This is a genomic window from Arthrobacter sorbitolis (genome assembly GCF_054510995.1).
In genome coordinates, this window is the sequence record NZ_JBTNDM010000005.1 from 118,747 (window position 1) to 144,326 (window position 25,580).

A 25,580-nucleotide genomic window follows, 5' to 3' on the forward strand; every position below is an offset into this window, starting at 1 on the left:
GCCCCGATCATTATCCCGGGACGACGCCCGAATTGCTCCTGCGCCCCTGACAGCTGGGAGGGCGGCCGTCCGGTCGTCAGTCGGCGCTGACCTGGTGGCGGAAGGTGTCCCGCCTGGCGTGGAGGCCCCAGAGGATGTCGGCGAGGATGTTCGGGTCCTTCTCCGGGTCGCCCTCGATGATCCGGCCGCCGATGATGAGCTGCGACACCTGGATGCCCTCCTCGCCCAGGACCTCATGGAGGAGCTGCGCGTACGCGGCCTGGCCGGCGAAAGCCACCGACGTGCCGGTGACGGAGCGTCCGGGCTTCACCGCCGAGCCGCCGTTGACGAAGAGGATGGTGCCGCGGTTCTCGCCGAGGAACCGCATGCCGGGCAGCACCTGGTGGACGGCGGCTACCGGCCCGTAGATGGAGAACTCGATGGGGCCCCGGAGGTCGGCGGGTGTCGTCTCGAGGACGGGCCGCATGAAGTCCTTCTGGGGGAGGGGGCTGTACTGCAGCACCTCGATGGGGCCGAGGGTCTCGGTCGCCGCCTCCAGGGCGGCGGCGATGGACTCGGGGTCGCGGACATCGGCCGTGAAGCCGCGTGCGTGGATGCCTTCCTTGCCGAGGTCCTCCGCGAGGGCGTCGAGCTTGCCCTGGTTGCGGGAGATGAGCGCGACGGAGAATCCTTCGGCTCCGAAACGCCGTGCCACTGCGGCTCCGAGGCCGCGTCCTGCTCCGATGATTGCGAGAGTTGTCATGTCCGGTTCAAGAGCATCCGGGCCGTAATCATTCCGTGACCCGGAAAGGGCCCCCTCCTAGTGCAGCGTCCCGAGGATGGTGCGCTGGATGACGACGGCGGCAGCACCCCGCGCCCACTGGGCGAAGTCCGTGGGCCGGCGGCTCAGTCGGAGTGGCGACGCCTCGGGATCGCGATGGTAGGCGATCGCCTCCTGGAGGGCGGTCGCCGCCACGTCCGCGAGGTCCATGCCCTCGCCCGAGAGGATGATGAGGTCCACCATCGTCAGGTTCGCCACCGCCGAGACCAGCAGGCCGAGGGACCGGCCTGCCGATTCGACGACGGCACCCGCGACCGGGTGGCCCTCCGCCGCGAGGTCGAGGACCGCCGCGTAGGACAGCTGGTCCCCGGTGGAGGCCGCGAACTGGGAGCAGATCGCGGGGATGGTGAGGACCGCCGACGAACAGCCGCGATGCCCTTCGAGGCATCGTGGCCCGGAGGGATCGAGGGGATAGTGGCCCACGAGGCCGAGGCCGGCGTCGGGGGGTGCGATGACGGCGTCGTTGATGACGAGTCCGTAGCCCACGCCCGCACCCACGGTCAGGACGGCGAAGTCCTTCTCCCCACGCCCCGCGCCGAACCACTGCTCCGCGACGGTGAGGGCGACGACGTCGTTCTCGACGGCGACGGGCAGGCCGGTCCGCTGCTGCAGGAGGTCGGCGAGGGGCACGTCGCGCCACCCGAGGAACGGGGCGCGCAGTACCCTGCCGTCCGGTCCCACCTTGCCGCCGATGCTGACGCCGATGCCGCTGAAGCCGTCGAGAGGACCGAGGTCCGCGACGGCGTCCACGATGGTCCCGAGCACGTCCTGGACGTCGTGGCTCGGCAGGGCCCGCTCGCTCGCACCGACGACGTCCGACTTCAGGTTCGTGGCGACCGCCGCAGCGGTGTCCCCGGTGAGCTTCACGCCCACGAAGCGGTGCGCGTCCGGGCTGATCTCCAGCGGGCGGATGGGGCGGCCGATCGAGGCGACGGTGGTTCCCGCGGCTCCGACCGCTTCGCGGAGCACGCCGGCGTCGAGGAGCGGCTTGCTGAGGCGCGTGAGGCTGGCGACCGAGAGCCCGAGGCGGGCCGCGAGTTCGCCGCGCGAGATGGGGCCCCGGATGAGGACTTCGCGCGCGAGGGCCCTGGCCGGGCTGGAGGGGGCGAGCGAGGTGACCGAGTCCATGGCGTTCCGTTCGCAGAAGGGGACTTATTTTCAGAGTAGCGGTAATGAACGACCTTTCAGGGGCTGACGACGTCGGATCTACGCGTCCCTGCGGCAAATGTGACGCTTGACACCACCCTTAATTCTGCCGTAAAAATAAAGCCTGCCGGTGAGTACCACCGATCGCCGCCGGGACACCATCACACCGCACGAAGGAGAGCCTGTTGTGAAGCTTCCCCCTGGACCCGCGAGGCGGGGCCTCCGATGCGCGGCAGGAGGTGCGGCGCTCGCTCTGGTCCTCACGGGATGCACGGCCTCCGACGACGTCGTGACACTCGACTTCTTCCAGTTCAAGCCCGAGGCGGTGGCGAACTTCGGCGCCATCATCGACGAGTTCGAGGCCGCCAACCCCGGCATCCGCGTGGTGCAGAACCACGTCCCCGACGCCGATACCGCCATCCGCACGCTCCTCGTGAAGGACAAGACGCCGGACGTCCTGACACTCAACGCCAACGGGCGCTACGGCGAACTCGCCGAGGCCTGCGTCTTCGCGGACCTCTCGGACCTCCCCGTCGTCGGGCAGGTCCGGCCCGCCGTCGGCGAGATCATCAGCGACCTCGGCTCGTGCAGCGACGGCGAGGTCAACGCCGTCCCGTTCTCGAGCAACGCGAGCGGCATCCTCTACAACAAGGACGTCTTCGCGGAGCACGGCGTCGAGGTGCCCACCACGTGGGACGAACTGCTCGCGGCGGCGCAGGAGTTCGAGGCGGCCGGTGTGACCCCCTTCTACACGACCATCAAGGACGCCTGGACGATGGGCCCGGCATTCGTGAACCTCGGAGGAGCGCTCCAGCCCGAGGACTTCTTCGACCGCCTCCGCGCCGAGGGCTCCGACGTGGCCTCCGGTGAGGTGTCCTTCTCGAAGGACTACCCGGAAGCCATCGAGAAGCTGACCACGCTGTACGCGTTCGGCCAGGACGACGCCGCCGGTCGGGACTACAACGCGGGGAACGCCGCCTTCGCGGCGGGGGAATCCGCCATGTACATGCAGGGCAGCTACGCCATCCCCGCGATCCGCGCCGTGAACCCCGAGGTGAACATCGGATCCTTCCCCTATCCGGCCACCAATTCGCCGGAGAAGACCGTCGTCGTGTCCGGCGTCGACGTCGGGGTCTCCATCGGGCGCGACACGGAGCATCCGGAGGAGGCGAGGAGATTCGTCGAATTCCTCATGTCCCCCGAGGTCGTGGAGCGCTACGCCCAGGAGCAGAGCGCATTCTCACCGCTCACGACGGGGACGAGGACGACGGACCCCGCCCTGGCCGGCCTCGCGCCGTACTTCGACGACAACCGGATCATCGGCTTCATCGACCACCAGCTTCCCGCGAGCCTCCCGCTGCCCCAGTACCTGCAGGAACTCGTGCTCGGAGGGCGTACCGAGGACTTCCTGGCCACCATGGACCGCGAGTGGAGCAAGATCGCCGCGCGGACCATCCCGAACGAGAAGGACTGACATGAGCACCCACCTGAGCGAACCGACGCAGGTGCTGCGCCCGGAGCGGCGCGTGCCGCGCGTCTTCTACCTGATGGTGCTCCCGGCCCTCGCGCTGTTCGCCGTCTTCCACACGGTGCCGCTGCTGACCGGGATGTTCTTCAGCCTGACCAACTACGCCGGATACGGCGAGTGGTCCTTCGTGGGCCTGCGGAACTACGTCAACCTCTTCGGGGACGACCGCATCTACGGCGCCTACGGGTTCACGTTTCTCTTCGCGATCGTGTCCACCGTGGCGGTGAACCTCATCGCGCTCTCCATCGCGATCGCCCTGAACGGACGCATCCGGTTCAAGACGGGATTCCGGGGGATCTTCTTCATCCCGAACATCCTGTCGATCCTCATCGTCGGCTACGTCTTCAACTACCTGTTCTCCAACTCGGTCCCGGCGATCGCCGACGCCCTCGGCATCACGTCCCTGACCACGAGCATCCTGGCCAGTCCCGACACGGCGTGGATCGGCGTCGTCATCCTGTCCGTATGGCAGGCGGCGGCCTTCAACATCATCATCTACCTCGCCGGGCTGCAGACCATCCCGACGGAGCTCTACGAGGCGGCGGCGCTGGACGGGGCCTCGCCCTGGAAGCAGTTCACGTCCATCACGTTCCCGATGATCGGTGCGTTCTTCACCATCAACATGGTGCTCAGCCTCAAGAACTTCCTGCAGGTGTTCGACCAGATCGTCTCGCTGACCGCCGGCGGGCCCGGCACGTCGACCGAGTCGATCTCGCTGCTCATCTACCGCGGAGGTTTCCAGGGCGGGGAGTACGGCTACCAGACGGCGAACGCCGTCATCTACCTCTTCGTGATCATCGCCATCTCATTCATCCAGCTGCGCGTCCTGCAGCGCAGGGAGGCCTCGTTCTGATGACCGCTACATCGCAATCCGCCGCCCGCGGCGTCCTCGCGGACCCGCCCGTGATCGACGGCGTCGAGCGCGCGTTCCGACCCGACCGCCGGCGCGTGAACTGGTGGCTGACGGCGCTGGTCGCCATGTGCGCACTGACCGTGCTGATCCCGCTCTACCTCACCGTCGTGACCGCGCTGAAGACCCCGGACCAGCTCGGCGGTACGGGCTTCGGCCTGCCTACGTCCGCCCGCTGGGAGAATTTCGCCGAGGCGTGGACGCTCACGAGCTTCCCGCGGGCACTGCTCAACACCGGCCTCGTCACCGTGGGCACGGTGCTGCTGACCCTGCTCACCAACTCGATGGTCGCGTACGCGATCGCGCGGAACCTGCATCGCAGGTTCTTCAAGGGGCTGTACTTCTACTTCATCGCCGCCCTGTTCGTGCCGTTCCCGATCATCATGCTGCCGGTGGTGAAGCAGACCGCCATCCTCGGCCTCGACAACCAGCTCGGCCTGATCCTGCTGTACACGGTGTACGGGCTCTCGTTCAACATCTTCGTGTACGTGGCCTTCATCAGGTCGATACCGCTGGAACTCGAGGAGGCCGCGCTGACCGACGGCGCCTCCACCTGGACGGTCTTCTGGCGGATCATCTTCCCGCTGCTGGGCCCCATGAACGCGACCGTGGGCATCCTCACCTGCCTCTGGGCGTGGAACGACTTCATGCTGCCGCTGGTGATCCTCTCGGATCCCTCGGCCCAGACGCTCCCGCTGGCACAGTTCATCTTCCAGGGGCAATTCAACACCAACTACCCGGTGGCATTCGCGTCCTACCTCATGGCGATGGCACCGTTGTTGATCGTGTACCTGTTCGCACAGCGCTGGGTGATCTCGGGCGTGATGCGCGGATCCTCCAAATAACCCCCGAACCCCACCGAAAGGCATCACCTTCGTGACTTCCATCGTCAACCCCGACGTCGACTCAGCGGTCCACCCCGCGGAGCTCTCCGCCGACGCCCTCGCCGAGCGCATGCAGGACCCGAACTGGTGGCGGCAGGCCGCCGTCTACCAGATCTACCCGCGGAGCTTCGCCGACTCCAACGGGGACGGCATCGGTGACCTGAAGGGCATCACGTCGCGGATTCCGTACCTGAAGTCCCTCGGCGTGGACGCCGTCTGGCTCAGCCCGTTCTACCCGTCGGCGCTCGCCGACGGTGGGTACGACGTCGACCACTACCGCGAGGTGGACCCCAAGCTCGGCACGCTCGAGGACTTCGACGAGATGATCGCCGCCCTGCATGCGGCCGGCATCAAGCTCGTCGCGGACATCGTGCCCAACCACACCTCGAACCTGCACGAGTGGTTCCAGGAGGCGCTGGCCGCGCCCAGGGGGTCGGCCGCCCGCAACCGCTACATCTTCCGCGACGGTCTCGGCCCCGACGGGGCCGAGCCGCCCTCCGACTGGGAATCGGTGTTCGGCGGCCCGGCCTGGGAGCGTACCGAGGACGGCCAGTGGTACATGCACATCTTCGCCCGCGAGCAGCCCGACCTGAACTGGGACAACCGCGAGGTCCGCGACGACTTCCTGACGACCCTCCGCTTCTGGTCGGACCGCGGCGTGGACGGGTTCCGCGTGGACGTGGCGCACGCCCTCACCAAGGACATGTCCGAGCCGCTGCCGTCCAGGGCGGAGCTCGGCCCCGAGGGCGGCAACAACCGCGGGAAGCACCCGTTCTGGGACCGCGACGAGGTCCACGAGGTCTTCGCCGAGTGGCGCAAGGTGTTCGACGAGTACAGCCCGCCGCGCACCGCCGTCGCCGAGGCATGGGTCCACGCCGAACGCCGGGCACGCTACGCCAGCCCCGACGGACTCGGCCAGGCCTTCAACTTCGACCTCCTCAAGGCCGACTGGAACCCCGGCCAGTTCCGCGAGATCATCACGAAGAACCTCGTCGAGGCGACGTCCTCCGGCGCGTCGTCGACCTGGGTGTTCTCCAACCACGACGTCGTCCGGCACGCCACGCGCTACGGGCTGCCCCCTGCGGCCCCCGACAGCGAGGACGGCCAGGACGGCGGGGCCTGGCTCATGAGCGGCGGCACCGAACCCGAGCTCGACCGCGCACTGGGCGAACGCCGGGCGCGTGCCGTGTCGCAGCTCATGCTCGCCCTGCCCGGCTCCGCCTACCTGTACCAGGGTGAGGAGCTCGGCCTGCACGAGGTCGCCGACATCGCCGACGAGGATCGCCAGGACCCTACGTTCTTCCGCAACAAGGGCGTCGACGTGGGCCGCGACGGCTGCCGCGTGCCGCTGCCGTGGACGCGCGACGGCGAGTCCTTCGGTTTCGGCTTCGGCGGCGCGCACCTGCCGCAGCCCGCATGGTTCGGTGAGTACGCCGTCGAGGTGCAGGAGGCCGACGCCTCCTCGAACCTCAGCTTCTACCGTCGCGCGCTGGAGCTGCGGCGCGAGCTGCAGGGGGAGGAGGACTTCGAGTGGGTCGACGAGCCCTCCTCCGACGTCCTGCACTTCACCCGCCCGAGCGGGTGGCACAGCATCACCAACTTCGGTCCCACCCCGGTCGACCTGCCGGAGGGGACGGTGCTGCTGAGCAGCTCCCCGCTCAAGGACGGCAGGCTGCCGGGCGACACGACGGCCTGGCTCGTCTAACAGTTCGGTGTCCGGCGGCGGGCCACTCCCTTCTGGGGTGGCCCGCCGTCGTCGTCCGGGATCTCTTCCCGCGGCGTGCGCCGCTGGTAGGGCCGCCGCGCCGGGTGCCCAGACCCGTGGCGAATGTGCACCGGGTCTGGGCAGCCGCGCCGGGTGCGGGCCAGGGCTGTGCGCCGGCACTGTCCGATGGCACTGTCCGCCGGCACTGCCCGACGGTGCCGGCCGGCGCTGTTCGTCTGCAGGAGAATCGGTTGCGGGCCCCGCCGGGACCTCGGAATACTGGGAGCACCGGCAGGAACGGGCGGAGGGTAGCGGCATCAGCGGGTCCCAGGAGAACCAGGAGAGGCTGCGCAAGGCGGCCCAGTACCGTGCTGCCCGGGGAGGCGCGGGAGATGCGGCCGACGCCCTGGCCGAGGTCGACCGGCAGAACGACGACGCGGCGAACGGCGAGATGGCGCCCCTGCGCCAGGGTGAGGACGAGACCAAGCGGGCACGCCTCATCGTGGACCGTGCGGTGGCTCGGGGCGACTTCGACAACCTGAGCCTCGCGGGCAAGCCGATCCCGGGGCTGGGCGACAGCCACGATCCCGACTGGTGGGTCAAGGGCCTGATCCAGCGGGAGAACATCACGGGCCTCGGCCCCCGGGCGATCCTGCTGCGGTCGGAGGACGCCGAACTCGACGACCGGCTCGACCGCCAGTACACGGAGAAGCAGGTCCGGGAGGTCCTCGACGACTTCAACTACCGCGTCGTCGACGCGAGGCGCCAGCTCCAGGGCGGCCCGCCCGTCATCACGAAGCTCCGCGACGTCGACGCCGAGGTGGAGCGCTGGCGCGAACGCCGGGCGGCATCCCGCCTCGCGGCCGAAGCGGCAGAGCCGCCCGGGCGGCCGAGGCCCTCCTTCTGGCGACGTATCTGGCGCGGCAGGAGCTGACCGCGGCAGGACCTGTTCCCGGCCCGACCTAGTTCGGGATCACCGAGAACAGGAACCTCTTCTTCACCATGACCCAGATGAGCAGGGTCACCGCCGCGTGGATGACGAGCCCCTGCCACACGCTGGCGGGATCCAGCCGGGGGATGTTGGCGACCACGAGCACGAAGAACACGTGGACGATGAACACGTACAGGCTCGCCCGCCCGAGCGGGATGTACAGCCAGCCCGTGAGTCTGCTGATCGGTCGCCAGAACGAGGTCAGGACCACGTGGGCGGCGAGGATGAAGAACGCCAGGTCGATGAGCCTCCCGGGCTGGAGGAACACCCGAACGTACGCCGAGTCGTAGAGGGTCCCGTAGAAGCCGGAAGGGATGAACGGGAGTCCGAGCCCCAGGGCCTGGTCGAGCCACAGGGTCCCGAGCGCGAGCGCGTACAGCCCGGCGGCGGCGCCCGCGAGGACCTTCCCCCGAGGCGTGCTGAGGGCATCGATGACGGCCCGGCGGTGGTAGCCGAGGACGACACCGTGGACGAAGATCACCTGCCAGGTCAGCAGCGGGAAGACGTCCTGGAACTGGGAGGGTAGGACCCGCAGCGAGAAGAGGGCGTCGACGGCGTAGAGCGTCCAGCTGATGATGAGCAGGAGCCACCACAGTCGCTTCCGGAGCATCAGGACCAGCAGCGGGACCGTCAGCGTCAGCACCACGTACAGCCCCATGATGTTGAACGCCCACGGGCCCATCGCGAGGAGCAGGAGGTCCCGGAGGGCGTACCCCGCCGGCGGGTAGTCGAAGAGGCGTTCGACGTTCGGGTAGAGGTCGTAGACACGGCCCGCGGCGCCGGACCCGTCGCCGCCCGTCCCGCGGTCCGTGAAGGTGGTCAGCACGGACGCGTCGATGAACGGTACGAGGGACAGCAGGTACACCGTGAGGACGACGACGAGGGCCGTGACGTAGAGCTTGACCGCCCTCCGGGTGGTCCCCTTCGCGGCCTCCACGGCTCCGCGTCGCTTGACCGCCATGGGGTGCACCATCCCCAGTACGACGCCGGACAGCAGGACGAACAGCTCGGCGCCGGTGATCGTCCCGATGAGGGTGCGTGAGATGAAGGACCAGGGCCCGGCGACCTCGATGTGGGTGACGATCACCGAGGTGATGATCCAGCCACGCAGCAGGTCGATCCGGGCATCCCGCGGCGCGTGCTCGTCCGGATAGCGCCAGTGCGGCACCACGCGCCTGGCCAGTCCTGCCAGGAGGACCAGCGCGAAGAGCCCGACGACGCACAGGACCAGCCAGCCCATCACCGTGCCGGCCGGTGCGCCGGACTGCCACACCTGCCGCGTCGATCCGTTCGCGTCCTCCGCGTCGACGACCTCCGTGACCGGCCCGAGCCGCACCGTAGGGGACGCAGCGAGCGCGTCCCGGAGGGTCGCCGTCGTCGCCTCGTCCGCGCTCAGGCCCCAGTCGACCGTGTGGCCCTGGGCCTCGGGCTCCGGGCGCGACGCCTCGAGCCAGGCGATCATCCCGATCTCCGGGTACCGTTCGGCGACGGCCGGGTCGAACAGCTGGTCCAGCCACGCGCGTTTGATCTCGGCTCCCGGGACGCTCTCGGCGTCCTCGGGATCATGGAGGGCGGCCGTCTGGACGAAGAGCCTCTTGCCCTTCGCCGCGGCGTAGTCCTTCGCGAAGTCGATCCGCGGGGCCCCGGGGGCCGCGCCGTAGGTCCCGGCGAGCTGGTCGGCGAACTTGTCCCGCTCGGGCACCACGGACGTGGTGATCGCGCCCGAGTACTCGCGGGTGCCGTCCGCGCTCCTGGTCCCGCCCTGCTCGTAGCTGCCGAAGTGGTAGAGGCTCAGGCCCACCCAGTCCACGGCGTCGTCGCCGGGGTAGTAGGGCGCGTAGGGGTCGTCGCCCCCGTCGATCAGGCCGTTGCCATTGGTGTCGAGCGCCGTGACGGCGCCCGACGCGAGGCCCTCGACGGCCCCGTAGGCCTCGGTGAAGGGGTAGCCGGCGGCGTACGACGGCGCCCAGACCATCGCGGCGTCCGGCACCTTCCGGTGCACGGCGTCGGCGACCGTGCGGAAGGCGTCGGTATAGGCGGCGGGCTGCTGGCCCCACCCGAACCAGGTGCCGTTCATCTCGGGCGCGAAGCGGACGAAGAACGCGGTGTCGAACTCGTCGGTGACGGCGCGCAGCGTGTCGCCGAGGCGGGCGGCGTCGTCGGCCGTGAGCTCGCCGAGCGGCACCGACGGTTCGAGGGTCACGACGGCGAGGGCCCCGAGCGGTGCCTCCTGGCGGGCGAGGTCGTCGAGGCTCCGCTCCGCCGCGGCGTCGAGCGGGTAGGTGACGGGCCGGCTGAAGAACGACGGCGTGACACCCGTGCGGTCCGCGTAGGCGCGGGCGCTGTCGGACGCCCAGTCGAGTTCGGGGCCGAAGTACCGGCCCTCGGCAAGCGCCGTCGGATCCTCGACCGGGAGGCTGCGGGGGGCCGCCTGGGCCGGCGCAGCACCGGCCAGGAGTCCCAGCAGCAGCGCCGTCAGGATCAGGCAGCCCGTCCACCAGTGCGTCCGCCTCGGGTGGACGGGAGTCATCCCTTCGCTTCCTGCCGAGCCTTCGCCTTCGCGATATCGGCCTGGTAGTGCTCGTAGCCCCGGTAGCGGACGGCCTCGATGATCACGCTGAAGATCACGAGGTCGAAGATGACCCAGACGATGTTGACGGAGGTGCCGAGGATGTCCGCCTGGCCGGTGAGCATACGGATGAGGCCGACGATCACGGCACCGACCAGCAGGCCCATGGCCCAGAGCTGCGGCTTCACGAGGTCCCACCGCAGCTGGGCGTCCTGCTGCAGCGTCTTGGGCGTCACCGCGAAGTCGAGGCTCCGGCCGAGGTACACGTTGCCGAACGCCGAGGTGATGGAGCGGATCCAGACGGGGAACAGGGCGAGCGAGTACTGCTGTCCGCGCCACGTCTTCACGCCCTTGCCCACGACGGCGAACAGGAGCTGGTTGACGAGCAGGAACGGGATCAGGCGCAGGAAGAACTCGGTGCTGATCGAATCGACCGGCAGGATGCCGAAGATCAGGTAGATGATCGGGGCCGCGATGTAGACGACGGCCGCGAATCCCGAGAGGTAGCTCCACATGGTCGCCCCGTACATGAGCTTCTGCGCGATCGTCAGGCCCTTCTGCGCGAAGGGGTTCTCCCGGAACATCACCTGGATGGTCCCCTGGGCCCACCGGAGCCGCTGGGTGAGCATCGAGTTCAGGTCCTCGGGCGCGAGGCCGTCCGCCAGCTTCTCGTGGTGGTACGCCGATTCCCAGCCGAGGGAGTGCAGCCGCATGCAGGTGGCCATGTCCTCGGTGACCGAGATCGTGGCCATCGGCATGACCGCCTGCGCCTCACCGCCGCGGTCCGCGTTGACGGATTCGATGAGGACGCGGACGGTGTCGATCGCGGCGAGGGGGGACCAGGACCGCTGTGCCAGCTGGTCGAGGGCTCCGTCGTCGACGACGGCGAGGCTGGGGGCGCCGTCCGACGCTCCCTCGAGGTCGGCGTCGAGGCCTGCGATCCCGAGGTCCGCCAGGGAGGCGAGGTCCTCGCGGAAGGCGGCGATGTCCGCGGCGACCAGCGTGCGGGTGACCGCCGTGACGCGCTGCTGGAACTCGTAGGTGACCTCGGAGATCCCGTCCCCCTTCTGCAGCCGGCGGCGTACCCGGCGCAGGTCCTTGGCGACGAGGTCGAGCGCGGCGTCCACCCGCTCGTTGTCCGGGGGGAGATTCTTCTTGGCCTTCGCGATCACCTTGCCCGACGTCCTCAGGGCCTTGTGCAGGGCGAGCTCGAGCTCGCTCACGTAGCGGGTGACGCCGAGCTGCATCAGCGCCTCCCGGCGGATGATGGCGTTCGAGCCGCAGAAGAAGGCGGCGTTCCACCCGTCCTTCCCCTGCTGGATGGGCCCGTAGAAGAGGGGCGCCTGGCTTCCCAGGGGGTCGGAGTCGGGCACGTTGATGAAGACCTGCGGGGTCTGGACGAGTGCCATCTTCTCGTTCGTGAAGTACCCGAGCGTCCTGTGCAGGAGGAGCGGGTCGGGGATCTGGTCGGCGTCCAGGATGACCAGGAACTCGCCGTCCGTGGTCATCAGGGCGTTGTTGAGGTTCCCCGCCTTCGCGTGCCGGGGCATGTCCTTCCAGTCCGCGGACCGCGTGATCCACCCGATGCCCTCGGCCTCCGCGGCCTCGCGGACCTCGGCCCTGTTGCCGTCGTCGAGGATCCACGTCTTGTGGGGGTAGCGGATGGCCTTCGCCGCCCGCGCCGTGGTGAGGACCAGGTCGAGGGGCTCGTTGTAGGTGGTGATGAAGACGTCGACGGTGAGTCCGGCCGGGGCTTCCGGGGGTTCACGCCTCCTCAGCCTCCAGACCGTGAAACCGAAGAGGAGGGAGTCGACGAGCGAGTAGGTCTCGGCCAGGACGAGGGGGATCGCGATCCACCACGCATCCCAGTTGATGGAGTAGAGCCAGCGCCACACGATGTAGTTGAGGCCGAGGACGGCGGTGACCAGCACGATCGCGCGGATCAGCAGGGTACGTCCTGTGGACTGCGCATCGCGCGGGTGTCGCTGCTCCGCGACGGCGTCGTTCTGTGTTCCGGTCCCCACGCTCCAGCACTCTCCACTTCCTGCCCGCGCGCGAGAGCGCGGCTCCGGTGACCTGCGCGCCGGGCGGCGGCACTGAGACTCTCACCGGGTCCCCGGGGGACCAGCATGGATCCAACGTACCCGAGCACACGGCGAGGGTCCGCGCGCCGCTCGGAGGCGGGTCTATTCTGCGCGGCCTCCGCGTCAGGAGGACCCGGCCGCGGCGCCCGTCATTCCGTCCACACGTAGAACTTCTCGGGGCGTCCGGCCGAGCCGTACTGCGGGACGATCCGCGCCTGTCCCCGCGAGACGAGGAACTCGAGGTACCGCCGGGCGCTCACGCGTGCCATGCCGAGCCGCTCGGCGACGTCGGACGCGGACGTCCCGCGGCCCTGGCTGCGCAGGTCCAGCATGACGGCGTCGAGCGTCGGCGCCGAGAGGCCCTTCGGCGTCGTGATGGTGGCGGTGGCCGCGGGGGAGCTGCCCGCGGCGGTTCCCGTCGTCGTCCGCAGCAGCTGGTCGATGCGCCGCTGGTCGAGCGCCGCGGAGCCGTCCTCGGCCTGGGCGTCGAGGTCGCGGCGGTACGCCACGTAGTGGTCGAGGCGCTGGTTCAGCACCGCGGCGCCGAACGGCTTCACGAGGTAGTGCAGCACCCCGCCGGCGACGGCCGCGCGCACGGTGTCGAGCTCGCGGGCCGCCGTGATCGCGATGACGTCGAGCGGCTCGCCGGGCCGGTTCCGCAGCGCGCGCAGCACGTCGATGCCGGTCATGTCGGGCAGGTGGATGTCCAGCAGCACCAGGCGCGGCCGCAGTGCGTCGGCGAGCTCCAGTGCACGTGTGCCGGTGTGCGCGGCGCCGACGACGTCGAACGCGCCGTGCGCGAGCAGGAACCCGGTGTGGATCCCCGCCACCTCGTGGTCGTCGTCCACCACCAGCGTGGGGATCAGGGCGGGCGCGACGGCGGTCATGGCACCTGCAGGGGAGGGCGGGGGACGGGAACGAGCGACGGCGCGAGCCAGACGGTGAACTCGGCGCCGCCGAGCTCCGACTCGTCGACGACGACCTGCCCGGAACGACGGCGTGCGATCCGGTCCACGAGTGCGAGGCCGAACCCGCGCGTGCCGGTGTGCCCGCCGTCCTTAGTGGAGTAGCCGGACGAGAAGATGCCGTCGACGTCGTCCGCCGCGACGCCGGGGCCGTTGTCGGAGACGGTGATCCGGACCGAGTCCTCGGCGGCGAGGTGCACGGTGACCTGCCCGTCGTGCCGGCCGCTGGCGGTCACGGCCTCCATCGCGTTGTCGATGAGGATGCCGAGCACGGTGACGACGTCTGTGGTCCCGTCGGCCTCGAGCACCGAGGTGTCATCGATGGTCAGGGTGATGCCCTTCTCCGCGGCGATGGTGCTCTTGGTCATCAGCAGGCTCGCGGCGTCCGGATCCTGGATGCCGGGGGCGATGCTCCCGGACACGAGCGAGCCGCCGTGCCCCGAGCGGGAGATGAAGTCGACGGCCTGCTCCGTGCGGCCGAGCTCGAGCAGCCCGGAGATCGTGTGCATCCGGTTGGCGAACTCGTGCGCCTGGGCCCGCAGCGCCTGCGTCGCGTCGCGTTCGCCGTCGAGGTCGGTCAGCAGCTGGTACAGCTCGGTGCGGTCGCGGAGGATCATGACGCGGCCCACGCGCTTGCCGTCGACGAGGGCGTCGGAGGTGCGCGCGAGCAGCACCCGCTCGCCGGACAGGACCGTCTGGTCGGTGTCGGCGGGGTCGGTGAGGAGCTGCGCGAGGGACGGTTCCATGACCTCCGCCGCCGGTCGGCCGGTGGCGCCGTCGTCGAGCCCCAGCAGCCTCTTCGCCTCGTCGTTGAGGAGGGCGATCCGGTGGTCCTCGTCGACGGCGACCATGCCCTCGCTGATGCCGTGGATCATGGCGTCGCGGGTCTCGAGGAGGGAGGCGATCTGCTCCGGCTCGAGGCGGTAGATGCGCCGCCACACGAGTCGGGAGATCCAGATGGCGCCCGCCGATCCGACGAGTGCGGCCACGATCAGCCAGGCCAGGAGGCGGGGGAGGTCCTCGTAGAGGTCGGCGTCGAGCTCGGATTCCAGCGTGCCGACCGACGCAGTGCCGATGATCTCGCCGTCGCCGCCGAAGATGGGCACCTTCACGCGCCACGACTTTCCGAGTGTGCCGGTCTGGGTGCCCACGAACGTCTTCCCGGAGAGGGGCACGGACGGATCGGTGGAGACGACCTCGCCGATGAGCTCCGGGTTCGGGTGGGAGTAGCGGACGCCGAGCTCGTCGGTGACGACGACGTAGGTCACGCCGGTGGACTGGCGGATGAGGTCGGCGATGGGCTGGATCGTCGCGCTCGGATCCGCCTCGCCGAAGGCGTCGACCACGGAGGGCAGCTGCGCCACCGACTGCGCGACGCCGACCATGCGGTCCTCGTACTGCTCCCGGATCTGCAGGCGCTGCATGGCGACGGCGGTGGAGCCTGCGACGGCGACGATCACGAGCACGATGGCCAGCTGCAGGAAGAACAGCTGTGATCGAAGCGACATCGACCTGATCATCCCCCTAGTGTGACACGCCCGGGCGCGTCACACCGGGCCGCCGTCCGCTCCCGGTCGGCCCGGGCCGGCCCGGGGCTGGTCCGGGGCTGGTCCGCCGGCTCCCGTGACCACAAAGACCAATACGAGCACTACGACCGCATGCTTTACCGCCGATCGAAAGCGTTCCTAGCCTGAGAACAGCAGTGGTGACCCGCATCACATCTCAAGGAAGAGAACCCCATGACGATCGATCGCACGACGACGCGCCGCTCGACCCTCGTATCCCTCGCCCTCGTCTCGGCGCTCGCCCTCTCGGCCTGCAGCTCGATGACGGAGAGCACCACCGCGGGAGACGCGGAAGGGACCATCGAGAAGCTCAACATCGTGGTCCCCGCCGATCCGGGCGGAGGCTGGGACCAGACCGGCCGGGCCATGGAATCGGACCTCAAGGAGAACGACCTCGTGGGCAACGCCTCGGTGGTCAACGTCGGCGGGGCGGGCGGCACCAACGGCCTGGCCCAGCTCGCCACCGAGACGGACCCCAACACGCTCATGGTCATGGGCTACGTCATGGTCGGCGCCGTCGAGACGAACAACGCCGCCACCCGCATCGAGGACACGACGCCGATCGCCCGGCTCACCGAGGAACCCCTCGTGGTCGTGGTCCCCGCCGACTCACCGTACGAGACCATCCAGGACCTGCTCGACGACATCGAGGCCAAGGGCAAGGGCATCTCCATCACCGGCGGTTCGGCAGGAGGCGCCGACCACATCCTGGCCGGCTCCATGCTGAAGGAGGCCGGCATCGCCCCGGACAGCCTCAACTACATCCCCTACTCGGGCGGCGGCGAATCACTCGCCGCGCTGCTCGGCAACAAGGTGAACGCCGGCATCTCCGGCGTCGGCGAGTACGCGGAGCAGGTCGAGGCCGGCAAGCTCCGTGCGCTCGCGGTGTCCGGCGAGGAAGCAGCCCCGCAGCTGCCCGAGACCCCGACCCTCACCGAGGAGGGCGTGGAGCTCGTGCTCACCAACTGGCGCGGCGTCGTCGCCCCCGGGAACATCGACGACGCGCAGGCGGAGAAGCTCACGCAGCTCGTCACCGACCTGCACGCGACCGACACGTGGAAGGCCACGCTCGAGGAGAACAACTGGTCGGACGCGTTCCTGACCGGCGAGGAGTTCCAGACGTTCCTGGACGAGGACATCACCAGCGTCAAGACGACCCTCACCGACATCGGACTGCTGTAGCCCATGAGCACCTCCATCCAGAACAGCCCCGGGAGCGGCACGACCGCCGCTCCCGGCAGGCCGATCGGGGAGCTGATCTTCGCACTCCTCATCGTCAGCATCGGGATTGTCGGGTTCGTCGCGGGGGCCGGGATCCAGACCCCGTCCTCGGCGAGTGACATCGGGCCCCGCGCCTTCCCCTTCGCCGTCTCCGCCCTGCTCGTCGCCGTCGGGACGGGCCTCGTCATCCAGGTGCTCCGCGGCCACCGCGGTTCCGCCGACGAGGGCGAGGACGTGGACCTCGAGGCGAAGACCGACTGGCTGACCGTCGGGAAGCTCGCCGGGTTCGTCCTGCTGCACGCGTTCCTGATCGTGCCGCTCGGCTGGCCCGTCGCCGCGGCGATCCTGTTCTTCGGCGCGGCCTGGTCCCTCGGAGCGCGCCCCTGGTGGCGCAACCTGGTGACCGCGGTCATCCTCGCCCTGGTGCTGCAGTTCGTGTTCGGCGGCCTGCTCGGCGTCTCGCTGCCTCCGGGCTTCCTCGAAGGGCTGGGTGTCTTCGGTGGATAGTTTCTTCCTGCTGATGGAGGGCTTCGCCACGGCGATGCAGCCCATCTACCTGCTCTTCGCGCTCGGCGGGGTGCTCGTCGGCACCGCTGTCGGCGTGCTGCCCGGCATCGGCCCGGCCATGACGGTCGCGCTGCTCATGCCCATCACCTACAGCCTCGAACCGACGGCGGCGATCATCGTCTTCGCCGGTATCTACTACGGCGGCATGTACGGCGGGTCCACCACGTCGATCCTCCTGAACACGCCCGGCGAGTCGTCGTCGATCGTCACGGCGCTCGAGGGCAACAAGATGGCGAAGGCCGGCAGGGGAGCGGCCGCGCTGGCCACGGCGGCCGTCGGCTCGTTCGTCGCCGGCACCATCGCGACGGTCCTGCTGAGCTTCCTCGCACCGTTCGTCGCCGCCTTCGCGGTGCAGATCGGCCCCGTGGAGTACGTGGCGCTCATGGTGGTGGCCTTCCTGACGGTCGGCGCGCTCCTCGGTTCGTCGGTGCTGCGCGGCCTCGCGTCCCTCGGTCTCGGCCTGTTCATCGCACTCGTCGGATTCGACTCCCTGACCGCCCAGCAGCGGTACACCTTCGGCAGCCCCTTCCTGGCGGACGGGATCGACGTCGTCCTCGTGGCCGTGGCGCTCTTCGCCGTCGGCGAGGCACTGTACGTGGCATCCCGGCTCCGGCACGGACCCATCAAGGTCATCCCGGTGACGGGCGGCTGGACGAGCTGGCTCCGCAAGGAGGACCTCCGCAGGTCCTGGAAGCCCTGGCTCCGCGGGACGTTCATCGGCTTCCCCGTCGGCACCATCCCGGCAGGCGGCGCGGACGTCGCGACGTTCCTGTCCTACGCCACGGAACGCAAGCTCGCCAAGGGCGAGAACAAGAAGCAGTTCGGCAAGGGCGCCATCGAGGGTGTGGCCGGTCCGGAGGCCGCGAACAACGCGGCCGCCGCCGGCGTCCTCGTGCCCCTGCTGACGCTCGGCATCCCGACGACGGCGACGGCGGCGATGATGCTCGTGGCCTTCCAGCGGTACCAGATCCCCGTGGGCCCGCAGCTCTTCGAGTCCAACAGCGCTCTCGTCTGGGCGCTCATCGCGAGCCTCTACGTCGGCAACCTGATGCTGCTCGTGCTGAACCTGCCGCTCGTGGGGATCTGGGTCAAGATCCTGCAGATCCCGCGCCCGTACCTGTACGCGGGCATCCTGGTGTTCGCCGTCCTGGGCGCGTTCTCGGTGAACTTCACGCCGATCGACGTGATCATCCTCCTGGTGGTCGGCATCCTCGGGTTCTTCATGCGGCGCTTCGGCTACCCGATCGCGCCGATGGTGGTGGGCCTGATCCTGGGACCGATCTTCGAGAGCCAGCTCCGCCGGTCGCTCGCGATCTCCCAGGGCGATCCGATGGCGCTCGTCCAGTCGCCGGTCGCCGCGACCATCTACGTGGTCCTGATCGTCATCTTCGCGCTGTCGTTCCTGCTCAAGCGCCGCCAGCGCCAGTTCGAGGCGATGGTCGCCGCCAACGCCGACGCGTCCGACGTCGTCCGTGGCTCCGTGGCCCCGGCCGACTCGACGACCACGGCTACGACGTCGGCTCCGACGACGTCGTCGCCCACCACCGACCGGAAGGACACCGACCGATGAGCGCCATCGTCGTGGGCTACGTGCCCAACGCCCTGGGGGAGGCCGCCGTCACCGAGGCGGTGGAGGAGGCACGACGGCGGGGCGCCCAGCTGGTGGTCATCAACACCACGCGGGCGGACCGCCTCGTCAACCCGGCGTATGCCGATTCCGAGGACGTCTCGAAACTGGAGGGCATGCTCAGCGCCACCGGCGTGCCCTATTCGATCCGCCACAGCATCTCCGAGGCGACGGCGGCCGAGGAAGTCGTCGACACCGCGGAGGAGCTGGATGCGGAGCTGATCGTGATCGGACTGCGTCACCGGACGCCCGTGGGCAAGCTCATCATGGGCTCGACCGCGCAGACGATCCTGCTCTCGGCGCCCTGCAACGTCCTGGCGGTCAAACTGCCCTGACTGTGTGATCGCCGTGATCGCCCGGTGTTGGCGCGGAAACCCGGCAGTCGTGCCGACTGCCGGGTTTCTGCCTGCCCCACGGGGTGAATCAGGCTGCGGCGGGATGAAGGACGAAGTCGATCACCGAGTGCGCCAGCCGTCGCGTCCTGTCGGGCAACGGGCCGTCGGGTGAAGGGTTGCCGGGTGAAGGGTTGCCGGGTGAAGCTCCGTCGTGAGGAGGGCTGCCGGGTGGGGCCGCCCCGGGCTGCTGCCGGGACCAGGGCGGGTCGGGCACGCGTGCGCCGGGTAGTGGCGGCGCCGCCGAGACGTACGTATGTCCCGTGGGGGTGCGCCGCTCGATCGCATGTCCCGATCCCGGCAGGGGTCTGGACACCCAGCCGTCCGCTTCCTTGACGTAGTTGCACTTCTCGCACAGCCCCTGCCCGCCGTCCGCGTCCGTCGTACCGGTGATCCGCCAGGGGACGATGTGGTCCGCGTGCCGGATCGGCGCGTCACAGTACGGGGTGCGGCAGGTCGCGTCCCTGGCGGCGATCAGGCGGCGCAGTCCGGGCGGGAAGAGCCGGGCGCGTGAATCCATCGCCACCAGCCGGCCGGTGTCGGGGGCGGTGTAGAGCCGGCGCAGCCAGAACCGCGCGGCGGCATCGTCGGTCGCAGCGGGACCGCCGCCGGCGAGCAGGTTGCCGTCCGGTCCGCCGTGATTCCGGGTACGGGGACGGGCCCGGAGGAGGTCACGGGCCGTCTGGGCCGGGACGGAACCGTAGCCGGGAAGGAAGGCCGGCTCACTGTCACCCCGGAGGAGCGTCCGGTCCGTCATGATCAGTTGCACCTCGGCCCGGACCGTTCCGGGAGCCGTGCCGGTGAGGCGCTCGACGAGGGCGTCGGCCATCAACTGGCCACGCCCGCGCCCGTGGCCGTCCCCGGTGCTGATCTGCGTGTCGGCCTGGCGGGAGAGCGCGGAATAGGCGCTGATGGCTTCGCCCGCGGGGAGCAGTGCAGTGAGGTAGGCCATGGTGTCGGGGGCGGGCCGACAGCTCACGTAGCGTTCCCCGACGGCCCTGCGCGCCCTTGCGACGGCGGCCCCCGGTTCGAGCCGATAGGCGATCTTTCGCGCCCGGTTCTTCAGTCCCTGTGTGCCGACGCCCTCGAGGGCGCCGGTATCGGCTGCCAGTCCGGCGTCGACGGCCTGACGGTTCTCGGCGCTCAGGCAGATGGTCTCGCGCGCGATCAGGGTGGCACGCCACTCGTTGAGCGCACCGGACTCCAGGGCTCCGAGGGTGTGAGGCATGTCCGTCGTGAGCAGCCGGGCCAGGCCCAGCAGCCGCGAGCCCTGATGGGGCGACTCCCGCCGCGCCAGGGCGACCTCGGCTCCGACGCCCCGCCCGCGTTGCCCGGCCGGGACACCTGCGGCCGCCTCCGCTCGTCGTCGAGCCGTATCCAGGGCCATGGCGGCGCGGGCCTGGGCCGCCGTCGCAGCGCACTTCAGATCCTCGAGCACCCGCATCGTCGACACCAACGCCTCTTCGAGGCCCTCAGGAGGCGCACCGGGCGAACCCGGCGCACCGGGTGAACCCGGTGCGCCGGGTGAAGCGGAAGGACGACCCGTCGACGTCCGAGGGGCAAGGTGCGTGATCCAGCTGCGGATCACGGAGGCATCCACGCCCGGCCCGAGCGGATGCCCTTCCGGAGTTCCGATGCCGTCGTCGAACATGTGTCCTATTCTACTACTTGTGAAATAGAACACAAGGGCGAATTCCGCGGTTCCCCCGCCGACCCGCCCGATGCCGCCCAGGCGGAGTGCGCCCGTCGGAACATGGCGTGCAGGGGAAACTTCGCTGAAGCTTTCGTCTTGTCCCGCCGTTCCTGCCCGGCGACTTGAGCCAGGACTGGCATCATGGAGACATCCGTTGCCCCGGCGAACGGATGGTCTCCCACCACGACTCGAGCGGACTCCTTCCCTGCCTACCCCATCCTCCTTCGCCGCAGCTGCCCCGTCCGACCTGCAGGGGTCGCCCGCAGCCCGCGAAGCCGAGCGTCAGCGGCTGCGATCCCTCGATCGGCTGGGTCTTCTGGACTCCGGAGACGAGGAGCGGTTCGACCGCCTGACGCGCCGGGCACAGGCCCACTTCGGGGTGACGACGGCGGTCATCTCCCTCATCGGCGCGGACCGGCAGTACCTCAAGTCCTTCGTGGGGTCGTTCCCGCGGACCATCCAGCGGGACACCGCCTTCTGCAACGTCACCCTCCAGGGCGAGGACCCGCTGGTGGTGTCCGACCTCCGGGCCGACGAGCGCTTCCAGCGCAACCCGCTCGTGGTGGGGGCCCCCTTCATCCGCTTCTACGCCGGCGTCCCGCTGCGCGGTCCCGGTGGCTGGTTCGTCGGCAGCCTGTGCATCCTGGACACGCGGCCGCGGGACCTCGACGGCCCGGGTCTCCTGCAACTCCGCCGGCTGGCGGACGAAGCCGAGCTCGAGGTGAACGACACCGCCCTCGGCCCGGCGCCGCCGGAAGCCGGGTCCTACGCCTTCGGCGCGAAGAGCTCGAGCGCGATGTTGTCCGGGTCGCGGAACTCCAGGATGTAGCCCGCGCCGATGTCCTTCACCCCGGGGTGCGGGATGCCGCGGGCGTCGAGCTGCTTCGCGGCGTCGTCGAGCACCTCGCGATCCTCGACGGTGAAGGAGAGGTGGTCGAGGCCCACCCGGTTCTCGCTGAAGACGTCGTCGGCCACGGGCCGCAGTCCCAGCAGGCCGTCCCCGAGCTGGTAGATGACACCGCCGAACAGGAAGCCGAGCTGTTCGCGCGTCGCTTCGTCGGCACCCTCGGGCACCTCGAAGGCGACGGGCAGCCCGAAGACGGCATCGTAGAACGCGCGGGAGGCCTCGATGTCGGTGACCGTGAGGCGGACGTGGGCATAGGACTTGATGGGGATCGTCATGGCCGCAGTCTTGCATGCCTGTCCGCTCCGCAGGGTGATGCAGAGGATCCGCACCAGGACTGGCGCTGACCGGACCGAAGTGATGAGGGCGCTCGGGGACGTATCCTCCCGCCGGGAATGGGGATACGCTCCCGGACGCTGCACCGGACATGAAGAAGATCGGATTCCTGTCCTTCGGCCATTACCAGGACGTGCGCGGCTCGCTCGTCCCCACGGCCCGCGAGGCCCTCGTCCAGGCCGCGGAGCTCGCCGTCGCCGCCGAGGAGCTCGGCGTCGACGGCGCGTACGCGCGCGTCCACCACTTCGCGCCGCAGTACTCGGCGCCCTTCCCGCTGCTGGCCGCCATGGCCGCGCGGACGAGGACCATCGAGCTCGGCACCGGCGTGATCGACATGCGCTACGAGAACCCGCTCTACATGGCCGAGGAAGCTGCCGTGACAGACCTCATCAGCAACGGGCGGCTGCAGCTCGGCATCAGCCGCGGATCACCCGAGACGGCCCTCGACGGCTACCGCAGCTTCGGCTATCCGCCGGCCGAGGGCTCCAGCGACGCCGACATGGCGCGCGCGAAGACGGACCTGTTCCGCAGGGCGATCGCCGGACACGGCATCGCGGAAGCCAATCCGCGGATGACGGGGAGTACGGGGACCCTGCCCGTCGACCCGCTCTCGCCCGGGTTGTCCGAGCGCATCTGGTGGGGGTCCGGTACGAGGGCGACGGCGCGCTGGGCGGGGGAGCAGGGCATGAACCTCATGAGTTCTACGCTGCTGACCGAGGACACCGGCGTGCCGTTCGACGAGCTGCAGGCCGAGCAGATCGACATCTTCCGCAAGGCATGGGCCCAGGCGGGGCACGAGGGGGCCGCGAGGGTCTCGGTCAGCCGCAGCATCCTGCCGATCGTCAGCAGGACGGACGAGTACTACTTCGGTGTCCGCGCGCAGCGGGAGTCGACCGATCAGGTGGGGATCCTCGACGGCGCACGGTCCCGCTTCGGCCGCAGCTACATCGGCCCGCCAGACGTCATCGCCGAGCAGCTCGCGGCCGACGCCGCCGTGCAGGCCGCCGACACGCTGCTGGTGACGATCCCCAACCAGCTCGGCGTCGAGTTCAATGCCGCGCTGCTCGGGAACATCGTGAACCTCGTGGGCCCCGCGGCCGGCCTGCGCTGACCGCGCAGGGGACCTAGGCCTTGGCGGAGCCCGCTCCGCCGGTCAGTTCCAGGGCGACGTCGGCCACCGTGCGCCGACCGTCCTGTGCCCGGGCGACGAGCACGCGGAAGGCCTCGCGGTCGTCGATCCCGCGCTGCGCCATCAGGATCCCCTTGGCCATCCCGATGCGGTCGCGCATCTGCAGGGCGGTGGAGAGTTCGGTCTGGATGCGCCTCGGCGTCTCCGTGGTCTGCACGTGGCCGAGCAGGGCTGCCGCGGAGGCCGCGAAGCGCGTCAGGGCGCGCTCCGTCGTCTCGTCGAAGGCACCAGCCTCCGTCGAGTAGACCTTCATGGCACCGATCGTGGTCTGCCCCTGGATCAGGGGCACGCTCTGGCAGGAACGGACCGACATCTCGGCGGCGGCCGCGGCCCAGCGAGGCCAGCGCTGTCCGGGGGCGGCGGTGTCGTCGGTCCGTGTGGGGGTACTCGTGGCCCAGGCGTCGAGGCAGGGCCCTTCGGACAGCTCGTACTGGAGTTCATCGGCCCGCAGGACCGATCGGTCGGTCGCGCCGCTGCTCGTGCGTCGTCCGTGCTCGATGAGGGAGACGCCTGCTCCGGTTGCGCCGGGAATAAGGTCCCTCGCCGCTTCGGCGAGGAGGTTCACCGCGTGCTGCACGGTCTCCTCGGTGAGAAGGAACCCGCGTACGCGGCCGAAAGCCGTGGCGAGGTCGTTGAGAGTGGGCTCGGAGTTCACGTTCTGCCTTCAAGATCCAGGAGTCGGCACAGCCGACAGTAGTATCCGCCCACTACTGGACCCGTTCCACGCTAGCGGCCCTCCTCACGGGGGGCAAATTGTTTTTCGTGGAGCGCCGGAAGCGCCTGGGCAGGACGGGACGCCCCCGGAGCTCCTGCGTCAGGACTGCCGGTTGGCGGACGCCACCACGCGTTCCGCCACGAGCCTCAGCTTCACGTTCCGGCTGCTGGACGCCCGCTGCAGGATCGCGAGGGCCTCCGCCTGCGAGCACGTGTTCTGGAACATGATGATGCCGACGGCCGTGTTGATGACCCGCCTGGACGCCAGGGCGGCCTCCAGGTCCTTCTGCTGGTCGTCCATGGCCGCCGCCAGCACCGCGAGCCTCAGGGAGGAGGATGCGGTCCCGGCGAGCGCCTCGGCCGCCTCGATGCCTGCCGGGGTGAAGGCGTCGGGCCGGGCGGAGTACAGGTTCAGTGCTGCCTGCCCGCCGCCTTCGAGTGCGATGGGGACACCGAGGATCGACCGGACCCGCCCGGTGTCGAGACGCCGCAGGTAGGTCGGCCAGCGCGGGTCCCCCGCCGTGTCGGGGCAGTAGACCGATGTGCCCGTCGCGGCGGCGTCCAGGCACGGGCCGTCGCCGAAGCGGTTCTGGAACTCGTCGGCGGTGCGGGCGACCTCGTCGCTGGCAGCCAGCGTGCCCGCCTTCCGGTGACGTACGAGGGTGATGGCACATGAGACGTCGATCGTCGTCGACAGCCTGCGCGCGGCCATGACGGCGAAGTCGTCGAGGAATTTCTGGATGTCGTCCGTCTCGGTCAGCAGGGCGAACAGCTCGTCGCTGACACTGCTCAGTTCCTGGTGCTCGTTCACATCTCGTCCCTCGACCTGCCCGGCATGGCGCTCCGCAGTCTACGCCGGGCCTACGTGCCCCCGTTCAGTTCCCGAGGGTTGCGAGGTCCGCCGCGGCGTGCTCCAGGGCGTCCCGCGCTGCAGCGAGGGAGTCGTACGCCTCTCCCGCGGCCCGCTCGAGGTCCGCCGTCTCCGCGTCGAGGTCCGACTGCTCCCGGCGCAGCGCGGCGAGCCGTTCCTCGAGATCCTCGATGGAGGCGGCGACCCCCTCGCGCCGCACCGCGAGGCGCTGTGATCTCCGCTGCAGGGCGGTGGCCGCGTCCTCGGCGGCCGCGTGTGCCTCGCGTGCCGCGGCGAGTCGCGACTCGGCGTCCCTGCGTTCCCGTGCCGACGGTTTCCGAGCCCGTCGGTCCCCGGCGGCGTCGTCGTCCCGGTCGGTCCCGCCACCCGACGCGGGGGAGGTGAAGGGGCCGCCGACGGCGCCCTCGAGATCCACCGGATCCCAGCCGGACGCCTCGAGGGTCCTGACCAGCCGCCCGGTCAGCACGGCGGCCGCGGCTGCCGGGTCGGCGAGGGCGGCGCGGAGGGTCTGTTCGACGCCGGGCAGGGCAGCGGGGCCGACGTCGTAGCCCGCCTCCGCGGCAGCCTCGAGGGACTGCCGGGCGACGGCGGCGAGGAGCCGCTGGCGCTGCTGGCCGAGCGCATGGAGCTGCGCCCGGTCGAGACCGTCCTGCGCCTCCCTGAGTGAGGCGCCGAGTTCCAGGACCTGCCGCACCTCGTCCCGGCGACGCGTGACCAGGAGATCGACGAGCCAGGCCGCCGCGGCCGGCTTCGGCAGTTTGCGCAGCGCGGCGGCGAGGTCCTTGTCGCCCGCCTGCGAGGCCTCCTTCGCGGCGGCGTTCCGCGCGTCGGTGAACCGGTCGAGCGGCAGCGCGTACAGGGTCTCGGCCCGTTCCACCAGATCCATGGGTGCTGTGTCC

The 25,580-nt window shown here is 70.0% G+C and carries 22 protein-coding genes; 11 read left to right on the forward strand and 11 right to left on the reverse strand.

Going from position 1 to position 25,580, the window contains the following annotated elements:
- Positions 1–76 precede the first annotated feature (76 nt).
- Together ACX80K_RS11630 and ACX80K_RS11635 are read right to left on the reverse strand one after the other, a co-directional pair.
- On the reverse strand, positions 77–742 hold the full coding sequence (locus ACX80K_RS11630) for an SDR family NAD(P)-dependent oxidoreductase (RefSeq protein ID WP_459272035.1): 666 nt from the start codon (positions 740–742) through the stop codon (positions 77–79).
- A 57-nt stretch (positions 743–799) separates the two neighbouring features.
- On the reverse strand, positions 800–1,948 hold the full coding sequence (locus ACX80K_RS11635) for an ROK family protein (protein WP_459272036.1): 1,149 nt from the start codon (positions 1,946–1,948) through the stop codon (positions 800–802).
- 205 nt (positions 1,949–2,153) lie between these two features.
- Between ACX80K_RS11635 and ACX80K_RS11640 the strand changes: the two genes are divergently transcribed.
- The 5 genes from ACX80K_RS11640 to ACX80K_RS11660 all read left to right on the forward strand — a co-directional run bounded on the left by ACX80K_RS11640 (position 2,154) and on the right by ACX80K_RS11660 (position 7,927).
- Positions 2,154–3,440, forward strand: coding sequence for an ABC transporter substrate-binding protein (locus tag ACX80K_RS11640; RefSeq protein WP_459272037.1), 1,287 nt, complete (start codon positions 2,154–2,156; stop codon positions 3,438–3,440).
- Position 3,441: 1 nt separating this feature from the next.
- Positions 3,442–4,347: a carbohydrate ABC transporter permease gene (locus ACX80K_RS11645; RefSeq protein WP_459272038.1), complete on the forward strand. Its 906-nt coding sequence runs from the start codon at positions 3,442–3,444 to the stop codon at positions 4,345–4,347.
- Positions 4,347–5,249 (forward strand): carbohydrate ABC transporter permease, encoded by a 903-nt coding sequence (locus tag ACX80K_RS11650; protein WP_459272039.1) that lies wholly within the window; start codon positions 4,347–4,349, stop codon positions 5,247–5,249. Before ACX80K_RS11645 ends, ACX80K_RS11650 begins: the two co-directional genes overlap by 1 nt.
- 109 nt (positions 5,250–5,358) lie before the next feature.
- Entirely contained in the window at positions 5,359–6,993 is a 1,635-nt protein-coding gene (locus ACX80K_RS11655) for a glycoside hydrolase family 13 protein (protein ID WP_459272102.1), read from the forward strand.
- Between the two features lie 451 nt (positions 6,994–7,444).
- Complete coding sequence (locus ACX80K_RS11660; RefSeq protein WP_459272040.1) at positions 7,445–7,927, forward strand: DnaJ family domain-containing protein; 483 nt, start codon at positions 7,445–7,447, stop codon at positions 7,925–7,927.
- Between the two features lie 28 nt (positions 7,928–7,955).
- Here ACX80K_RS11660 and opgC read toward each other — a convergent pair whose 3' ends face one another.
- From opgC to ACX80K_RS11680, 4 genes are all read right to left on the reverse strand, one after another.
- A complete protein-coding gene (gene opgC / locus ACX80K_RS11665; protein ID WP_459272041.1) occupies positions 7,956–10,514 on the reverse strand; it encodes an OpgC domain-containing protein in 2,559 nt (852 codons plus the stop codon).
- Positions 10,511–12,502 (reverse strand): glycosyltransferase, encoded by a 1,992-nt coding sequence (locus ACX80K_RS11670; RefSeq protein ID WP_459272103.1) that lies wholly within the window; start codon positions 12,500–12,502, stop codon positions 10,511–10,513. Before ACX80K_RS11670 ends, opgC begins: the two co-directional genes overlap by 4 nt.
- Positions 12,503–12,786: 284 nt before the next feature.
- Positions 12,787–13,524, reverse strand: a complete 738-nt coding sequence (locus ACX80K_RS11675) for a response regulator (RefSeq protein WP_459272042.1) — start codon at positions 13,522–13,524, stop codon at positions 12,787–12,789.
- On the reverse strand, positions 13,521–15,122 hold the full coding sequence (locus tag ACX80K_RS11680) for an ATP-binding protein (protein WP_459272043.1): 1,602 nt from the start codon (positions 15,120–15,122) through the stop codon (positions 13,521–13,523). Before ACX80K_RS11680 ends, ACX80K_RS11675 begins: the two co-directional genes overlap by 4 nt.
- Before the next feature lie 219 nt (positions 15,123–15,341).
- On the opposite strand from ACX80K_RS11680, the gene ACX80K_RS11685 reads away from it, so the two are divergent.
- The 4 genes from ACX80K_RS11685 to ACX80K_RS11700 are packed head-to-tail and all read left to right on the forward strand — an operon-like array spanning position 15,342 to position 18,917.
- Positions 15,342–16,349, forward strand: a complete 1,008-nt coding sequence (locus tag ACX80K_RS11685) for a Bug family tripartite tricarboxylate transporter substrate binding protein (protein ID WP_459272044.1) — start codon at positions 15,342–15,344, stop codon at positions 16,347–16,349.
- A gap of 3 nt (positions 16,350–16,352) precedes the next feature.
- On the forward strand, positions 16,353–16,895 hold the full coding sequence (locus ACX80K_RS11690) for a tripartite tricarboxylate transporter TctB family protein (RefSeq protein WP_459272045.1): 543 nt from the start codon (positions 16,353–16,355) through the stop codon (positions 16,893–16,895).
- Positions 16,888–18,525 (forward strand): tripartite tricarboxylate transporter permease, encoded by a 1,638-nt coding sequence (locus ACX80K_RS11695; RefSeq protein ID WP_459272046.1) that lies wholly within the window; start codon positions 16,888–16,890, stop codon positions 18,523–18,525. Before ACX80K_RS11690 ends, ACX80K_RS11695 begins: the two co-directional genes overlap by 8 nt.
- Positions 18,522–18,917, forward strand: coding sequence for a universal stress protein (locus ACX80K_RS11700; protein ID WP_459272047.1), 396 nt, complete (start codon positions 18,522–18,524; stop codon positions 18,915–18,917). Before ACX80K_RS11695 ends, ACX80K_RS11700 begins: the two co-directional genes overlap by 4 nt.
- Before the next feature lie 88 nt (positions 18,918–19,005).
- Here the strand turns inward: ACX80K_RS11700 and ACX80K_RS11705 are convergent, their stop codons facing one another.
- Entirely contained in the window at positions 19,006–20,418 is a 1,413-nt protein-coding gene (locus ACX80K_RS11705) for an HNH endonuclease (protein WP_459272104.1), read from the reverse strand.
- A gap of 403 nt (positions 20,419–20,821) precedes the next feature.
- On the opposite strand from ACX80K_RS11705, the gene ACX80K_RS11710 reads away from it, so the two are divergent.
- Positions 20,822–21,496, forward strand: a complete 675-nt coding sequence (locus ACX80K_RS11710) for a GAF domain-containing protein (RefSeq protein WP_459272048.1) — start codon at positions 20,822–20,824, stop codon at positions 21,494–21,496.
- On the opposite strand, the gene ACX80K_RS11715 is transcribed toward ACX80K_RS11710, so the two are convergent.
- Positions 21,433–21,849, reverse strand: coding sequence for a VOC family protein (locus ACX80K_RS11715; RefSeq protein WP_459272049.1), 417 nt, complete (start codon positions 21,847–21,849; stop codon positions 21,433–21,435). The two genes, ACX80K_RS11710 and ACX80K_RS11715, sit on opposite strands and share 64 nt — an antisense overlap.
- 149 nt (positions 21,850–21,998) lie before the next feature.
- Here ACX80K_RS11715 and ACX80K_RS11720 point away from each other — a divergent pair, with 149 nt between their 5' ends.
- Positions 21,999–23,018 (forward strand): LLM class flavin-dependent oxidoreductase, encoded by a 1,020-nt coding sequence (locus tag ACX80K_RS11720; protein ID WP_459272050.1) that lies wholly within the window; start codon positions 21,999–22,001, stop codon positions 23,016–23,018.
- Between the two features lie 13 nt (positions 23,019–23,031).
- Here ACX80K_RS11720 and ACX80K_RS11725 read toward each other — a convergent pair whose 3' ends face one another.
- From ACX80K_RS11725 to ACX80K_RS11735, 3 genes are all read right to left on the reverse strand, one after another.
- Positions 23,032–23,751, reverse strand: coding sequence for a GAF and ANTAR domain-containing protein (locus ACX80K_RS11725; RefSeq protein ID WP_459272051.1), 720 nt, complete (start codon positions 23,749–23,751; stop codon positions 23,032–23,034).
- Positions 23,752–23,910: 159 nt separating this feature from the next.
- Positions 23,911–24,621, reverse strand: coding sequence for a GAF and ANTAR domain-containing protein (locus tag ACX80K_RS11730; RefSeq protein ID WP_459272052.1), 711 nt, complete (start codon positions 24,619–24,621; stop codon positions 23,911–23,913).
- Positions 24,622–24,685: 64 nt separating this feature from the next.
- A complete protein-coding gene (locus tag ACX80K_RS11735) occupies positions 24,686–25,567 on the reverse strand; it encodes a transposase (RefSeq protein WP_459272053.1) in 882 nt (293 codons plus the stop codon).
- Between the last annotated feature and the right edge of the window lie 13 nt (positions 25,568–25,580).

Coding starts and splice junctions, on each gene's coding strand:
- ACX80K_RS11650 (WP_459272039.1), top strand. CDS start 4,347: ATGACCGCTACATCGCAATCCGCCGCCCGCGGCGTCCTCGCGGACCCG.
- ACX80K_RS11735 (WP_459272053.1), bottom strand. CDS start 25,567: ATGGATCTGGTGGAACGGGCCGAGACCCTGTACGCGCTGCCGCTCGAC.
- ACX80K_RS11700 (WP_459272047.1), top strand. CDS start 18,522: ATGAGCGCCATCGTCGTGGGCTACGTGCCCAACGCCCTGGGGGAGGCC.
- ACX80K_RS11715 (WP_459272049.1), bottom strand. CDS start 21,849: ATGACGATCCCCATCAAGTCCTATGCCCACGTCCGCCTCACGGTCACC.
- ACX80K_RS11655 (WP_459272102.1), top strand. CDS start 5,359: ATGCAGGACCCGAACTGGTGGCGGCAGGCCGCCGTCTACCAGATCTAC.
- opgC (WP_459272041.1), bottom strand. CDS start 10,514: ATGACTCCCGTCCACCCGAGGCGGACGCACTGGTGGACGGGCTGCCTG.
- ACX80K_RS11685 (WP_459272044.1), top strand. CDS start 15,342: ATGACGATCGATCGCACGACGACGCGCCGCTCGACCCTCGTATCCCTC.
- ACX80K_RS11675 (WP_459272042.1), bottom strand. CDS start 13,524: ATGACCGCCGTCGCGCCCGCCCTGATCCCCACGCTGGTGGTGGACGAC.
- ACX80K_RS11635 (WP_459272036.1), bottom strand. CDS start 1,948: ATGGACTCGGTCACCTCGCTCGCCCCCTCCAGCCCGGCCAGGGCCCTC.
- ACX80K_RS11645 (WP_459272038.1), top strand. CDS start 3,442: ATGAGCACCCACCTGAGCGAACCGACGCAGGTGCTGCGCCCGGAGCGG.
- ACX80K_RS11630 (WP_459272035.1), bottom strand. CDS start 742: ATGACAACTCTCGCAATCATCGGAGCAGGACGCGGCCTCGGAGCCGCA.
- ACX80K_RS11720 (WP_459272050.1), top strand. CDS start 21,999: ATGAAGAAGATCGGATTCCTGTCCTTCGGCCATTACCAGGACGTGCGC.
- ACX80K_RS11680 (WP_459272043.1), bottom strand. CDS start 15,122: ATGATCAGGTCGATGTCGCTTCGATCACAGCTGTTCTTCCTGCAGCTG.
- ACX80K_RS11705 (WP_459272104.1), bottom strand. CDS start 20,418: ATGCGGGTGCTCGAGGATCTGAAGTGCGCTGCGACGGCGGCCCAGGCC.
- ACX80K_RS11690 (WP_459272045.1), top strand. CDS start 16,353: ATGAGCACCTCCATCCAGAACAGCCCCGGGAGCGGCACGACCGCCGCT.
- ACX80K_RS11660 (WP_459272040.1), top strand. CDS start 7,445: ATGGCGCCCCTGCGCCAGGGTGAGGACGAGACCAAGCGGGCACGCCTC.